Here is a 16,020-nt window from a genome sequence, read left to right on the forward strand (position 1 = left end):
ACAACCAAAATCTCAATACTCAGATCTAACTACTCAATACTAAATGAACAGTACCATATTACAAACAGCGACTCGATATCTTTTACCTATACTGCTGCTTTTTTCGGTATTCCTTCTGTTGCGGGGGCATTATTACCCGGGCGGCGGATTTGTCGGCGGCTTGGTTGCTTCCATTGCTTTTGTACTGCACAGCTTTGCTTTCGGTACCCAGAATACCATGAAGCTGATACAATACAAGCCACTGTCCCTTATTCCAATCGGCTTAGGGATTGCTGCGATCAGCATGTTTCTACCGACTTTCTTTGGATATCCGGTTATGACCGGACTTTGGCTGCAAGAAAAAATACCCGTAATCGGCATGATCGGAACAGCTTTATTTTTTGACCTCGGTGTTTATTTCGTCGTCATCGGGGTCGTATTAACGATTTTATTTACAATTGCTTTAAACACAGAAGAGGAATAATGGAACTGATTCTCGTATTATTAATCGGTATTTTATACGCTGCTGGAATATACCTCATCTTGCGCCGAAGTATGGTGAAGCTCCTATTGGGTATTATGCTATTGGGGAATGGCACCAATATATTGATCTTTTTACTGGGTAATATTATCAAAGGAAAGCCACCTATTATCGGACCCGACTTAAAGGTATTTACAGATATTTATGCGGACCCGATTCCGCAGGCACTTATATTGACGGCCATCGTTATTAGTTTTGGATTGACATCATTTGCGATTGTATTGCTCAAGCGTGTTTATGCATTATTGGGTACGGATGATTTGGATGATTTGAATACGCCGGAGGAAGAAGATATATGATAGACAATCAGATTATTGCCACTGTTATCGTGCACCTATTTATCGCTATTATCCAGTTAATGTTATGGCGAAAATCTACTGCGCAGCGTTTTTTGAGTGTTGGAGGAAGCCTATTGGCACTGATGCTCGCCTTTAAACTTTTTTTTAAGGTATATGATGATGGAATTTTGACCATGAATGCAGCCAATTGGAAAGCGCCCTTTGGTATTGTATTCGTTGCCGATCTTTTCAGCAGTACCCTTGTTGTGCTGACTTCAATCGCTGGATTGGCTGTTTCTATCTTTTCCTGTGTTGGTGTGGGGCGACAGCGTATTCTGTACGGTTATTTTCCCATCTTCCACTTCCTGATGATGGGTTTAAATGGAGCTTTTCTAACCGGCGATATTTTCAACCTCTATGTTTGGTTTGAGGTGATTATTATTTCCTCCTTTGTGCTGATGACATTAGGTGGGCGAAAATCCCAGCTGGAAGGTGCCGTCAAGTATATGGCCATGAACATCCTGGCTTCTACATTCTTTCTCACCGGTATTGGTATTCTATATGGCATCACGGGTTCATTAAATATGGCCGATCTTGCCCTACGGATTCCCAAAATACAGAATCAGGCGCTGGTAGAGATCACAGCAACCTTTTTTCTCATCGGTTTTGGTATTAAATCAGCTGTATTCCCGCTTTATTTTTGGCTACCCTCATCTTATCATACGCCCCCCTCAGCGGTGGCAGCAACATTTGGTGGACTATTGACCAAAGTGGGTATCTATGCCTTGTTTAGGGTCTTCTCCCTATTATTTATTCCCAATCATTTCACCAGGGAGCTCTTGATTATTTTAGCGATATTAACCATTTTAACAGGTGCTTTTGGGGCGTTGATCAAGACAAATATCCGCAGGTTGTTCTCCTATCTGATTGTCTGCCATATTGGCTTTATGATCGGTGGACTTGGTTTATATAGCAAATGGGCCTTATTGGGGGCTGTTTTTTATCTAATCCACGATATTATGGTAAAAACAAACCTATTCTTAATGGCCGGGGTGATTCGGCAGTTGCGGGGCACCATGGATATGCATAAACTTGGCGGTCTATATGCACAATATCCGAAGATTTCGCTGCTTTTTGCCATCGTGCTCTTTTCCTTGGTTGGCATCCCCCCTCTTTCGGGGTTTTGGCCTAAGATATACTTGTTCAAAGATGCTTTCCAGCTGGAAAAATATGCTTTCGCAGGTGCCTTGATCATCGGAAGTTTGATTACATTGATCGTCATCGCCAACATGTGGACACAGGTATTTTGGAAAAATATTCCCGACCCAGCAGCGACAGAAGATAAATTTGTCCAGATGATTGGATATAAAAAGGCTATGCTGCTATTACCGGTTATTATCTTAGCTTCAGCATCGCTCTATATCGGACTGAATGCTGAGGCCATCATTCATGTTGCAGATCAGATCGCAACAGAGCTATTGGATACTTCACCTTATATACAGGCTGTATTGGGAGGGCAGAAACAATATGATTAAACAGTTTTTAATGAACCTGATGCTATCGTTTATCTGGGTGGCACTGACAGGTTCCATGTATTATACGAATTTCTTATTTGGGTTCATGCTTGGCTTTGCCATTCTGTGGATCATGAATAAAAACGAGGTTGACCAGCGCTACTTCTACCGTGTTCCAAAGACATTGAGTTTTATTCTTTTTTTTCTATGGGAGATGATTGTTGCCAATATCCAGGTTGCCTATGATGTCATCACGCCCAAGTTTTTTATAAAACCAGCGATCGTCAAATACCCGATGGACGCAAAAACAGATCTGGAAATCAATCTGCTTTCAACTTTCATCTCTTTGACACCAGGAACATTAATCTTAGATGTCAGTGAGGACAAAAAAACGCTTTTTATCCATGTGATGTATATGAAGAGCAAGGAACAGTTTGTCTCCACACTCAAAAACAATGTTGAACGAAGACTTTTAGAAATATTAAGATGACCTTAACTATTTATTTCGATTATGTTATCCTCCCGATATTGACCCTTTCGGTCATATTGGCGTTTATACGTTTGTATAAAGGCCCCCAGATCTTTGATCGGGTCATTGCTTTGGATCTCATTATTACCATTGGAATTGGAATCATCACTGTATATAGTATACGTACCGCCCAGGAAGTATTCTTGGATATTGCCATGATCTTGGCACTGATTGCATTTTTAGGGACCATAGCCTTTTCATTTTATTTAGAAAAACAACGTAACGATGATTGATATTACTTTAGCAATTTTGAGCACTATTGGTGCACTCGCCATCTTGTTTGCTTCTATTGGCATATTGAGGATGCCTGATTTTTATCTGCGTCTATCCGTTACGGTCAAGGCTGCTACATTAGGTGTTGGGCTTTTATTGATCTGTGCAGCAATGACTTTCCCAGATGTTTCGGTGACAACTAAGGCGATAGCTATTGGATTTTTTTTAATCCTAACAGCTCCCGTTGCTGCCCACATGATCGGGCGGGCGGCCTATATACAACGTGTAAAGACCTGGAAAGGAACGACACTAAACGATCTTGAAAAGGAAGGCAAACTGGATTGCAGAAAAGAAGATTTTTAGGGGAGCTTCTCAACCCCTGATTAAACATAAAAAAAACAAGGCCTTAAAAATAGTATTTAAGGCCTTTGTATTTCCACCGGCATTCCTGTCCGTCAAAAGATAATGCAAACAGGCGCCGGAACAGTAATTTCTTTACCGGCATCGGTCAGTAATCCTGTTTTTGTATCACGTTTAAACAACACAATATTATTCGTGTACTGATTGGCCACCAACAGGTATTTCCCATCTGGAGAAAGATTAAAATTACGTGGTCCATTTCCTTTCACAGCTGTATTGGAAAGTTTCTTTAATTCGCCATCTTTTTCCACTGAAAAGGTAGCAATGGTATTGGCATCGCCCCGATTTGTTGCATATAGGAATTTTCCATCAGCGGAAACCTTGATATCTGCCCCACCATTTTTACCGTCAAAACCTTCAGGATTAATCTCATATGTACGTTGATACATCCAGTCAGTACCTTCCTTTTTATACGATGCAATTTGACCGGTCATTTCCAGGATCACATAAAGAAATTTCTCTTTCTTATCAAATGCGATATGTCTTGGGCCACCACCTGCGGGCGTAAAGAAATCTTCAGGTTCTTCAGAAAGGCTATATAAATTCCCTGATTTATTGACCGTATAGGCAGAAATCTGGTCCATTCCCAGATCCTGTATATACAATCGCTCCCCCTTCTTGGAGAAGAAAGCAGAGTGTACATGCGGCTTGTCCTGCCGGCTCGGGTCCACACCTTTACCTTCATGCTGTATCAGGCGGTTTCTTTTACTGAGGACCCCATTGCTTTCCAGGTCAAACAGGGCTGCAGAGCCACCACCATAATTGGCCACAGCCAGAAAACTCCCTTTCGGGTGGACCTCAACAAAACAGGGTGATTCGCCACCGGAAGGAAGGGAATTCAGAAATGTCAGCTGGCCATCCTTAAATGAATAAGCAGAAACGGTTCCTTCCTCATTTGGGACCTCATTGACTGCATAAACAAAATTGTTATTCCGGGCCAGAAACGAAGGATCCTTACTTTCCTGTGTACTGATCAATGAAGCCTCACCAGTCTTCGTATCAAAATTATACACATAGATCCCCTTACTTTCGGTGTTGTTGGTATAGGTTCCCACAAACATCGGAATCTGTTGAGCAAAACTCGTCAAAGGTAAAAGTGTCATCAAGTAAATAAATGCTTTTTTCATCTGTAAATATGTTGTTAAAAGAAATGAAATGATCAGCCCAGTCCGTTGTGCAGCTTTTGCACCGACAAATCCTGGCAATTTCAAATGCAATAAATATCGTAAATACACTTGTTAAATTAGGTTAAAACCGCCTTTTCTAATAGGCAAATGCGTATTTTTAACGAATCAATTTTAACAAGTCAAAAATCCCAATTTGAAATATTGGGATTACAAAAATAATGTTAAATAAAAATACGAATAATTCATATAATCTGATAATTTTGTGCTGTTGTTCAAAATAGTATCTCTTGAACGACAGAATCGAAAGATTATTTTGATTTAAAGCTGCGTGCGGGACAAACGCATGTACATGGTTAGTAGACAGGCCAAATGCAATAACAGCTTTGGACGTAAATACAGACGAATGGATAAGCAAGCCCGGCGCGCTCATGATAATTAACAATAAACATGAATGAATAACTTGAGTGGAATGCATTCATTTCACTTATCAATACTATAATTTAGATGAAAAAAAACATATATATATTGTTTTTGTTGCTGTTTGTGTCTATTCAGGCCAGCTTTGCGCAGGGTCAGATCATTGACCGCGTTGTTGCAACTGTCGGTTCTGGAATTATCTTACAGTCGGATGTGGACATGCAATACTCGCAGTGGTTGGCGCAAGGGAATAAACCGAATGAACAATTTAAATGTGGTGTTCTTGAACAATTGATCATCCAGAAGTTACTTTCCCAACAGGCTGTGATTGACTCCATCGATGTGACAGAAACAGAAGTAGACGACAATTTGAATTCGCGTTTAAGACATATGTCACAACAGGCGGGAGGTCAAGAACGTCTTGAAAAATTCCTTAACCGTTCATTGCTGCAATATAAAGAAGAAATGCGGGCAAGTGTCTTTGAACAATTGAAAGCACAGAAGATGCAACAGAATATCGTTCAAAAAGTAGATGTTACCCCTTTGGAAGTAAAGCGTTATTTTGAGTCTTTAAATCCGGATAGCCTTCCCTATTTCAACACCGAAGTGGAGATCGGCGAAATTGTCATGATGCCTAAACTGACGGAAGAGGAGAAAAAAGAACAGCGCGAAAAAATAGAAGGCATTCGCAAACAGATTGTGGATGGCTCAGATTTCGGAACCATGGCACGTCTATATTCTCAAGATCCTGGATCGGCAAATTTTGGTGGCGACCTGGGCTTTGGTACACGTGACAATTATGTCAAAGAATTCTCTGCGATGGCTTTCAAGCTGAAACCAGGAGAGATATCACCTATTGTGGAATCGAAATTTGGTTTTCACATTATTCAAGTGCTTGAAAGACGCGGCGAGGAAGTACATACCCGCCACATCCTGATGAAAATTAATCCGGGCGCTGCCGCATTGGAAAGAACTAAACATAAATTGGATAGTATCTATCAATTGGTCGTTGACAAAAAATTGGATTTTTACAATGCCGCCACCAATTATTCAGATGCAGAAGAGAGTAAGTTCAATGGTGGAATGGTGTTGAATCCTGAAGGATCCAGCCGCTCCACTGTGATTCCTATGGATGGATTGGACAAAGCTGTATTTACAGCGATTGACCCATTGAAACCCGGAGAATTTTCCAAACCAGCACAATTCACTGATAAAACCGGAGATGTGGGCTATCGCTTCAATTACTTGAAGACCCGTATCCCGCCACATAAGGCTAATTTGGATGAAGATTTCACTAAGATCAAAGAAGCTGCAAGACAGGATAAGATCAATCGTAATCTGAGTAAATGGTTTGATGAAAAAGCCAAAACAACATTTATTGACATCAGTGACGACTTTGGCAGTTGTGAGGAGTTGAAAAAATGGAGAAAATAAATACGTTAACGATACACTGATCAACAACATAAAAAAAGACTTGATGTATGTACATCAAGTCTTTTTTATGTTGTTCTTCCTGTTGTTACTTCTCAAACATCATTTCGATCAGGATATTCCAATTGGCTTTCTTGACATCATCTTTTGCAAGTTCACTCAGTTGCCATATCCGAATATAGTTGTATTTGACGACTTTATCTTTCTGTCTGACTGTTGCCGTACCTCTCGTATAAGCAAAGTCTCCACTATAAGACCGCTTCACTTCTTCAGGTACAGTCTCGATGGTCATCCGTTTTTTCTTCAGGTAAGCCATCATTTTGGTTTTACCCTCCATTGGGCTTGTCCATGGAAATAAAAAACGTACATCTTCACTCAAAAACTCTTTATAAGCCGTAGCATTATCTGCCTTTAAAACAGTAGACATCAATTTATCCGTTTCCAGCACAATATCTTCACGTTGGTTGAGACGTACCTTTGAACGATGTTTCAGGTACCAGGAATCTGTAGGCTCGATAAATTCAAGATCGAATTCACCATCATTACCATTATTTTCCACTTCAGCACGGATATCGACCAACCACTTCCCTTTTTTATTACGTTTCCATACAGTTAGATATTCGCCATGACGCAATCGTGCACCTACTTTTTGAAAATCCATAGATCCTGAGGTCACACCAAATTCCAGACTTTTGGCAACTAAGGCAAAGGTAGGTCTCCAATGTAGCACATCCGGAATATTGGGCCTATTATTAAGATAATTGTATGCATTTACCGCTGAAGGCACATAGAATGTAGATTCCTTATCGATAATTGATAAAAACGCTTGATGGGGTGTGGAGGCCTTGGCTATTGCTGCCGCATCTTTGTCTGCCTGGATGAGGCTTCCAACTTTTTCGGGTATCTGTGCATAAAGCGTAGTGCCAATCGTACTCATCAGTACCACAACAGATAGCCTATTCCAAAAATTCATACGCAAATAATTATTTATACGTGTCGATGCTCATTGGTATAAATGACCTCGTTACACGCGTTTTGTCTTTTGAGTATCCTTTGATTTTCAGTAATGCGTCTACCTTCAAATAGGGATATTCCATTTAATCTCCGTTTTTTTTAAATTCGATTTTTTATCTATCAAATCTTATTCCAAAGTGTACCTTCCTTGCTATCTTTTAATTGGATACCAATAGCATTCAGCTCATCACGGATACGGTCTGAAGTCACAAAGTCTTTATTTGATTTCGCCTCATTACGCAATTTGATCACCAGGTTCATCAGGTCATCGATATCATCTGTTCCAGAAGTCTGGTCATTTCTAAGTCCAAGGATATCCTCAACAAATGCTGTCATGAACGATTTTAGGTCTTCCAATCCTTCTGCCGAAACTTTTGCTTTTCCATCATAGATGGAGTTAATGATGCGTACTACTTCAAAAAGCTCTGCAATAAGCACTGGACTGTTGAAATCATCATCCATCGCCGCATAACATTTGCGTTTGATTTCTGCTAAATTGAAGGAGTCTGCCCCCTTCGACACTTTCAATTTATCCAACAGGCTTATTGCGGTCATCAGCCGTTTATAACCTTTATCGGCAGCATCCAAGGCTTCATTAGAAAAATCCAAGGTACTCCGATAGTGCGCCTGCAGCATAAAAAAGCGGACTGCCATGGGTGAATAGCCTCTGTTTAACAAGGGATGGTTTCCCGTAAACAATTCTCCCGGCAGGAATCCATTGCCTGCAGACTTGGACATCCGTGCACCGTTGACCGTCAACATATTGGTATGCATCCAGTATTTGGCTGGTGTAGTATGGTTACATGCTTCAGACTGTGCGATTTCATTCGTATGATGGGTGGCCGCCAAGTCCATGCCGCCGCCATGGATATCAAACTGGTCTCCGAGATATTTTCTGCTCATCGCCGAACATTCAATATGCCATCCCGGAAATCCAACACTCCAGGGTGCCGGCCAGCGCATAATAGTCTCCGGTTTTGCCTTAATCCACAAAGCGAAATCCAAACGCCCTTTTTTCTCATCTTGGCCACTCAACTCACGGGTATTATTCAACATATCTTCCAATTTGCGATTGGTCAATATGGTGTAATCATATTTCTGCACATACTTTTCGACATCGAAATATACAGTACCATTGGTTTCATAGGCGTAGCCGTTTGCAATAATCTGTTCGATCATTTCAATTTGCTCCGAAATATGTCCTGTCGCTGTAGGTTCTATACTTGGAGGCAAGGTATTGAACAGTCGAAGGACATCATGAAAACCGATTGTATATTTTTGAACGATCTCCATCGGTTCCAATTGCTCCAATTTGGCCTTTTTTGCAAATTTGTCATCCCCTTCATCACGATCGCCTTCCAAATGCCCCGCATCCGTAATATTCCGTACATAACGCACCTTATAACCTAGATGGCGTAGGTACCGAAAAATCAGATCAAAAGATACAAAAGTCCGACAATTACCCAAATGCACGTCACTGTATACGGTAGGTCCACAGACGTACATGCCGACTAAATTGGCATGAATAGGTTCGAATTTTTCTTTTGTTCGCGAAAGCGTATTGTATAAAAAGAGATTATGGTCCATGTTTGTTATCTGCTTGGAAATCTATTTTTGTCTAAAATATATTTGAATAGGAACACCGGTAAAGTCAAAGTTCTCGCGCAACTTATTCTCTATAAATCGCTTATAGGGATCTTTGATATATTGTGGCAAATTACAGAAGAATGCAAACATTGGTGTTCGCCCGGGTAATTGTGTTGCGTATTTAATTTTGATATACTTTCCTTTCAGGGATGGTGGAGGATAGTTCTCAATGATATCCAGCATCACTTCATTCAACTTTGATGTAGGAATCTTTTTGGTCTTATTGGCGTATACCTTATCGGCAACTTCCAAAACTTTGAGAACACGTTGTTTTTCCGTAACAGAAGTAAAGATAATAGGCACATCCGTAAATGGTGCAATCTTCTCTTTAATACGGTCCTCAAAGGCTTTCATGGTCTTGTTATCCTTTTCGATCAAATCCCATTTGTTGACCACGATGACAATACCTTTGCGGTTTTTCTCTGCCAAATTGAAGATATTGACATCTTGCGCTTCCAAACCATCTTGCGCATCCAACATCAAAATAGTGACATCCGAATCTTCCAATGCTTTGATGGTACGCATCACCGAATAAAACTCAATATCCTCGTTTACTTTGGATTTACGACGAAGCCCTGCCGTATCGATTAACAAGAAATTATGTCCATATTGATTGTAATGAATACGGATCGAATCCCGTGTGGTGCCCGCCATAGGCGTTACAATATTACGGTCTTTACCGATCAATGCATTGGTAAGCGAAGATTTACCCACATTTGGACGGCCCACAATGGTATATTTTGGTAAGGATTCTTCTTCCTCTTGTTCTTCTTCAAAATGCGATACCACAGCATCCAACAGTTCACCTGTACCGGAACCTGTCGCTGCTGAAATATTAAATACCTCTCCTAAACCAAAGGCATAGAATTCGGCTGATTCATGATGCAATTTAGCATGATCGACCTTATTGGCTACCACATACACAGGTTTGGAGCTTCTTCTGAGGATATCTGCGATTTCATCATCCAAATCTGTAATTCCGGTGGTCACATCAACCATAAACACCACGACAGATGCTTCTTCAATAGCGATGTAAACCTGATCCCGAATGGCTTCTTCAAAAATATCATCCGAGCCATGCACGAAACCTCCGGTATCGATTACAGTAAACTTCTTTCCGATCCACTCGGCTGTCTCATAATGACGGTCGCGCGTCACTCCGCTAAAGTCATCAACAATCGCTTTCCTACTTTCCGTAAGGCGATTGAACAAGGTAGATTTACCAACATTTGGACGACCAACAATTGCAACAATATTTGCCATATTTATTTTATTTGACCCATCCGCTTCACAGCAGACGGCACTTTTATGCTAAATTAATAGTTAAGGGTACAAAGATACGGATTCAAAAGGGATTATTGAGACACAAAAACAAAACTTTCCTATGGCCCTGCAATCGGCTGTAGCGATGAGAATTCGGGGGAACCCGGAAACCATAAATCTGCGCAATAAAAATGGCCTTACTTTGCGGTAAGGCCATTTCATGGGTTTAAATTATTAATATTCGTCTAATTTGACGTTGGATTCTGTGTCAATTTACCCGGATATGAATTGATTGCATCTTGCGGAATAAAATAAGTTACCCTGAAATCAGTTGGTGCAATATCTTCAAATTGCTTTTGTGGTCCCGGATAGGTCCTGTTTAAAGGCTCACCATTCCGGAACACATCGTAACTACGTTCAGCTTGATAAGCCAGTTCCAATTGACGTTCCTTGTCAATGAGCTTGCTTGCATTGCTGGCGTCAATCGATGTATAACCACCATCAATAATCGAGCGATTTCGGATTGTGTTCAAGTCATTCAAGGCAGCACCATAGTTCCCTAATTTTGCATAAGCCTCAGCACGATTTAAATAAATCTCGCCCAAACGGCTGATAACCGGCGAATGCAGCTGGGACTCTTCACCCTCACGCGAACATTTCACAATATAGAATTGTGGATAAGCACGGTTTAAGGAAATATAATAATCAATCACACCCGAATATGTTTTACCATCTTCATAGGTTATGGAATAAGTCTGCTGGTCGGCATTAATTGCTTTTAATGTATATTCTTTCACAACATCCTTATCATTCACTTTTTTCACTTCTCTTGCAATGACGGTATTACCATTAATTACAGCAGGAATTTGCACATAACTCAAGGTCTTAGGATCTCCTGCTTTTGCTGGAACATCCTGTTTGACAAACCTGAAGACCGTAGAGTAATTTCCTTTATCGTCTTTGGAGTAAGTAGGCTCAATAAACGCTGCACGCGCGTCAACAATAGTATAATGATCAGGTCTCCAATCATTGCGACCATTTTCATTCAAAATGTCGATATACTTGGCGCTTGCATACATTTCACCCCAGCCCATACCCCCAATATTGGAGTACATACCACCAATTCCATAATAATGGTCATCTCCTGAAAACTCAGAAGCAACACGCTTCACCGCGAAGATGGTCTCTTTATTATCCTCAGGTCTAAATGTATTATACTTCATGAATTGTTCACGCGCCAATAGTACATATTTACCCGAATTAATAACTTTGTCCGCATATTCTACGGACAAGCGAGCATACTCGGCATTCGGGTTTTTATAAGTACCGCTCATGTACAAGTATATCCGTGAAAGCATCGCTTGAGCAGCTTCTTTGGAAGCATAGGTCGCACCATTATTGATCGTCATTAAAGCTTCTGCCTTTTTCAGATCATTGATCGCCTGTGTATAAGTATCTTTTACAGAAGAACGATCCGGTAAGTTCAAGTCATTGAAAACATCTTCTGGGGTACCATTAACAATAGGAACACCCAAGTTTGTTTCCGGATTTTGGTAATAGGGCTTTCCGAATGCACGGCACAGGTAAAAATACATCATACCACGGATATAGTAACATTCGCCCAATTTATTGTCCATTTCCGTACTTTCTCCCTCTGCAAACATTTTAATCACATTTGAGGCCTGCGCGATCGCCTTATAACCACTGTCCCAAAAGTTCTGTAAACGGTAATTATTGGGTGTTCTCGCGTAAGAGATAAATTCGTAAAATGCATCTGTTGATGAACCACGGATCATCATGTTATCACCGGCGTATTCACCAAGGCGGTGCATTGGATCGGACCATGCTTTTAACTGCGCATATGTACCTGTCACCATTGCATCTGGGTTGTTTGTGATATTCTCTTCATCCATTGAGTTATAAGGAAGACGGTCTATATCACAGGAGGACACTGCTGCTGCCACCAAAAGTCCTATTAATATCTTTTTCATTATTGCTTTTCTAAACGTTAAAATTAAAATGTAACACTTGCACCGAACATGTATTTACGGACCATAGGATACACTGACACACCTGTAGACCTGATCATTTGGCCACCGCCACCTTTACCGTCTGGTTCAGTCAATGGAAGCTCCGGATCTACACCGGAATAGTTCGTGATCGTAAATAAGTTTTCTCCGGCTAAGAATACACGTAAATTTTTGATGTTGTATTTTTTCAGATCAAAATTATACCCTAAAGTCAAGGATCTCATTTTCAAGAAATTGTTACTTTCCAAAAAGCGCGTTGAAGGTGAGTTTCCTTTATCCTGGTTATCATATCGCGCAATCGGGTGTGTAGCGACGTCACCCGGTTTTTCCCAACGGCTCCAACCATCTTGTAACTTCATCTGGTTACGGTCTGTATAGGTACCATCCGAGTCAAATTCCTGACGTGAATAATTATAGAGTTTACCACCCAATGAGAAGCCAAATACTGCATTTAAGTCAAACTGCTTATAATTTAAGGCTGTACTAAAACCACCAAACAAGTCCGGATTGCCTTTGCCCATGTTACGGAAGGTGGCATCTGAATAGTTCGATGTCGTTGTCCTTGTCTCATTGCCATCCGCATCAGTCTCATACTTATACCACATTGGCAGTCCATTGTCTGCATTGACACCCGCCCATTCTTTCAAATAATAGGTATCAACAGGATAACCTGGTTGGAGTAGACGTTGCGCCGATCCGGCGATATTCGAACCATCGCCCGCAATAATTGGTTTAGAAACAAGATTACCGTCGGCATCTTTTGTTGCAAATAGCTCCGTCAATTTATTGACGTTATGACTCAAATTGACATCCACACTCCAGTGCCAATTGTCATTACGCACAATATCTCCACCTACTGTCAACTCGATCCCCCGGTTTTGCATCTTTCCGATATTCTTCCAGATAGACGTTACACCTGTCAGACCACTGATCGGAACTTGATAAAGTACATTGTCTGTCTTTTTATCATAATAGTCAACATTCAACCGTAACCTGTTCTGGAATAAGGCCGCATCCAATCCAAAACCTGTTGTATAGGTTTTCTCCCAAGTCAGATCTTTGTTTCCAATCTGCGAAATTAGCGCTCCCGGGATTCCATTATAGCTTGAAGAAGCCGACACCGAATAAAGACTGTATTGTGGATACAATGAACTTGGTCTATTTCCCACTGAACCGTAAGCGGCCCGCAATTTTAAATTGTCTACCCAATCGGCATGAAACCAGTCCTCTTTATTGATGTTCCAACCTCCACTGACTGAAAAGAAGTTACCATATTTGGCATTGGTACCAAAATTGGAAGCTCCATCACGACGGAAAGATACCTGTGCCAGGTATTTATTATCGTAAGCATAGTTCGCATTGGACAAAAACGACTGTACGGCCCATTCTGAAATCCCTCCTTTTGTACGCTCTGGTTTTGCGACTACATCCAACACCTCAAACCCCGGTACGATACCTGTCCCATAAACATCTAGATTTTTGGTCCAATAGTCGTTAAACTCATAAGCCACCAACCCATTTAAGCTATGTTTATCCCAAGTCTTGTTGAAACGTAAGATCTGGTTGGTATAACGACGTGCAAATTCCATCCGATAATCTGTCACACGGCCGATCACACTTTCCCCAATATTAGAACGGGGGTCTTGGTATCCGCTATCTGAATAACTGTTATAACGGTAATTATTGACAGAAGAGAATGTCAACCAGTCTGTTAATTTAATATCGAAATCCAGATTACCCATAAACTCGTAGTTGGTATTCGCACTATGATTCCATTGCAGGTCGTACAGGTAATTTGTGCTGGCATTATTCACCCATCCACTGTAGCGATGTGGTACTAAATTACCATTGGCATCATATGGGCTGTCCCAGGGTAGATTGCCATACATGGCATTAACATCATATTGACGGTCATCTACCGAACGTTTAGACCCAACAATTGATGGTTTGATGGTCAACCAGTCAAAAGGCTTATAATTGGTCCGCAACCTAAAATTGTAACGGTCATAATCATAGCCTTTGACCGCGCCAGCTTCATTATAATATCCTAACGACAAATACGATTGCAATTTATCATTTCCACCTTGGATAGAAAGGTTATGATTTTGGACAAAACCAGTTTTAGTGGCTAATTTCCACCAGTCAAAATTGCTATTGCGCAATTCGGAATTCCAGCGTGGGAATTTGATTTTATCCTGATTGGAGAATGAAGCAAAATAATCATAAAGCTCAGCTCCATTCATCATCTCCATGTTTCCGTTGGAAAGCTGATTGACCCCCATTTTTGTAGAAAAACTGATACTGGTCTTGGAAGCTGTAGGATTTTTGGTAGTCACCACCACCACACCATTTGCACCTTGGGAACCATAGATAGAGGTCGACGCAGCGTCCTTCAAAATAGTTAATGACTCGATATCGTCCGGATTGATATCTCCAGGGCTATTACCGACAATAACGCCATCAATTACCCATAAAGGGCTTGTTGTACCGCTTAAGGTTGCCTGTCCACGAATTACCACACCGCCATTAGAACCTGGCTTACCAGCCCCTGGAGCAACATACACACCTGCGGCCTTACCATTCAGCATATTTTCTACGGAAGGGGTAGTGACATCGCGTAATTTGTTTCCTTTAACAGCCTGGAGCGCACCGGTTAAGCTTTCTTTTTTCTGCTGTGTCCCATACCCCACAATAACAACCTCTTCAAGCGCTTCGCTGTTGGATTCCATATTGATATTGACTACAGGACCTGTTACTGTCACTTCTTGGGTTCTATACCCAATGCTATTGATCACTAAAACATCACCATTTTTAGCTTCAATGCTAAACTGTCCGTCTGCTCCCGCAGATGTGGAACGGGAAGTACCTTTAACGCTAATGGTCGCACCCGCTAACGGGCCGTCTGTGGACTGCACTTTTCCGCTTACTTTCTGCTGAAAAACTGCGTTATTCAACAAAACGTTACTGTCTGGAAATTTAAGACCATTAGCATTAGCTGGGCTATGTGTACTTGTAATCAGTAAAGCTAATGACAACAGACTCAACTTGTGATTGTCGAGAATCTTTGAAATCATAATATTTAATAGTTAGTTTAAAAATTGATTAGCATGCTAATCAAAATTTAGGTACATGAATGCTAAAACTAAAAGAAGATTGGAGCATATCAAAATTCAGGAGTAACGAAATCGATTGCGCCAATTAGACAAACGATTGCATAAAAGGGCAATTATCACGAATTTTCGCCTGATATTTGCACGGTATCCTAACAATCCAACAATTAGCAAAACCCACATCCGTTGCTTCAATATCATGAAACACAATAAATAAGGAAACTTTAGGTCAGGCTTAAAACCTGTTGGAATATCTCAAAAATCAATCCCCATAGGTATACGAAAAAAGCCAAGGTTTTCACCTCGGCTTTTTCATTTAGTAGCGGGGACCAGACTCGAACTAGTGACCTTCGGGTTATGAGCCCGACGAGCTACCAACTGCTCCACCCCGCAATGTATTTTGAATTTCTTCTAAAGACCCGGTCCTTACAACCGGATCTTTCTTTTAGTAGCGGGGACCAGACTCGAACTAGTGACCTTCGGGTTATGAGCCCGACGAGCTACCAA

At 41.0% G+C, this 16,020-nt stretch carries 13 protein-coding genes and 1 tRNA gene; 7 read left to right on the forward strand and 7 right to left on the reverse strand.

The window, feature by feature from the left end; genetic code table 11:
* Positions 1 to 43 precede the first annotated feature (43 nt).
* From HX021_RS04370 to mnhG, 6 genes are read left to right on the forward strand one after another with little or no spacing between them, the layout of a single operon-like run.
* Positions 44 to 463: a Na+/H+ antiporter subunit B gene (locus HX021_RS04370; protein ID WP_286588695.1), complete on the forward strand. Its 420-nt coding sequence runs from the start codon at positions 44 to 46 to the stop codon at positions 461 to 463.
* On the forward strand, positions 463 to 819 hold the full coding sequence (locus tag HX021_RS04375; RefSeq protein ID WP_046671609.1) for a Na+/H+ antiporter subunit C: 357 nt from the start codon (positions 463 to 465) through the stop codon (positions 817 to 819). Before HX021_RS04370 ends, HX021_RS04375 begins: the two co-directional genes overlap by 1 nt.
* On the forward strand, positions 816 to 2,333 hold the full coding sequence (locus tag HX021_RS04380) for a proton-conducting transporter transmembrane domain-containing protein (RefSeq protein ID WP_286588709.1): 1,518 nt from the start codon (positions 816 to 818) through the stop codon (positions 2,331 to 2,333). Before HX021_RS04375 ends, HX021_RS04380 begins: the two co-directional genes overlap by 4 nt.
* 10 nt (positions 2,334 to 2,343) lie before the next feature.
* Positions 2,344 to 2,802, forward strand: a complete 459-nt coding sequence (locus HX021_RS04385; protein ID WP_286588711.1) for a Na+/H+ antiporter subunit E — start codon at positions 2,344 to 2,346, stop codon at positions 2,800 to 2,802.
* Complete coding sequence (locus tag HX021_RS04390; RefSeq protein ID WP_286588713.1) at positions 2,799 to 3,074, forward strand: monovalent cation/H+ antiporter complex subunit F; 276 nt, start codon at positions 2,799 to 2,801, stop codon at positions 3,072 to 3,074. Before HX021_RS04385 ends, HX021_RS04390 begins: the two co-directional genes overlap by 4 nt.
* Positions 3,067 to 3,417: a monovalent cation/H(+) antiporter subunit G gene (mnhG, locus tag HX021_RS04395; protein WP_046671613.1), complete on the forward strand. Its 351-nt coding sequence runs from the start codon at positions 3,067 to 3,069 to the stop codon at positions 3,415 to 3,417. The genes HX021_RS04390 and mnhG overlap by 8 nt, the downstream gene beginning before the upstream one ends.
* Positions 3,418 to 3,509: 92 nt before the next feature.
* Here the strand turns inward: mnhG and HX021_RS04400 are convergent, their stop codons facing one another.
* A complete protein-coding gene (locus HX021_RS04400) occupies positions 3,510 to 4,601 on the reverse strand; it encodes a lactonase family protein (protein ID WP_286588714.1) in 1,092 nt (363 codons plus the stop codon).
* Between the two features lie 504 nt (positions 4,602 to 5,105).
* Here HX021_RS04400 and HX021_RS04405 point away from each other — a divergent pair.
* Positions 5,106 to 6,452, forward strand: a complete 1,347-nt coding sequence (locus HX021_RS04405) for a peptidylprolyl isomerase (RefSeq protein WP_286588715.1) — start codon at positions 5,106 to 5,108, stop codon at positions 6,450 to 6,452.
* 85 nt (positions 6,453 to 6,537) lie between these two features.
* On the opposite strand, the gene HX021_RS04410 is transcribed toward HX021_RS04405, so the two are convergent.
* The 6 genes from HX021_RS04410 to HX021_RS04435 all read right to left on the reverse strand — a co-directional run bounded on the left by HX021_RS04410 (position 6,538) and on the right by HX021_RS04435 (position 15,906).
* Positions 6,538 to 7,422 (reverse strand): nuclear transport factor 2 family protein, encoded by an 885-nt coding sequence (locus tag HX021_RS04410; protein ID WP_286588717.1) that lies wholly within the window; start codon positions 7,420 to 7,422, stop codon positions 6,538 to 6,540.
* Positions 7,423 to 7,583: 161 nt separating this feature from the next.
* Positions 7,584 to 9,050, reverse strand: a complete 1,467-nt coding sequence (gene cysS / locus HX021_RS04415) for a cysteine--tRNA ligase (protein WP_286588719.1) — start codon at positions 9,048 to 9,050, stop codon at positions 7,584 to 7,586.
* 21 nt (positions 9,051 to 9,071) lie between these two features.
* Positions 9,072 to 10,373: a ribosome biogenesis GTPase Der gene (gene der / locus HX021_RS04420; RefSeq protein WP_286588721.1), complete on the reverse strand. Its 1,302-nt coding sequence runs from the start codon at positions 10,371 to 10,373 to the stop codon at positions 9,072 to 9,074.
* Between the two features lie 245 nt (positions 10,374 to 10,618).
* The gene (locus HX021_RS04425) at positions 10,619 to 12,364 is read right to left on the reverse strand and encodes a RagB/SusD family nutrient uptake outer membrane protein (RefSeq protein WP_286588723.1); all 1,746 of its coding nucleotides are present in this window, start codon (positions 12,362 to 12,364) and stop codon (positions 10,619 to 10,621) included.
* Positions 12,365 to 12,387: 23 nt separating this feature from the next.
* A complete protein-coding gene (locus tag HX021_RS04430; RefSeq protein ID WP_286588725.1) occupies positions 12,388 to 15,477 on the reverse strand; it encodes a SusC/RagA family TonB-linked outer membrane protein in 3,090 nt (1,029 codons plus the stop codon).
* 356 nt (positions 15,478 to 15,833) lie between these two features.
* A tRNA-Met gene (locus tag HX021_RS04435) sits at positions 15,834 to 15,906 on the reverse strand.
* Between the last annotated feature and the right edge of the window lie 114 nt (positions 15,907 to 16,020).

Origin of the sequence: Sphingobacterium sp. N143 (assembly GCF_030325625.1) — a bacterium.
Taxonomy (GTDB): Bacteria; Bacteroidota; Bacteroidia; order Sphingobacteriales; family Sphingobacteriaceae; genus Sphingobacterium.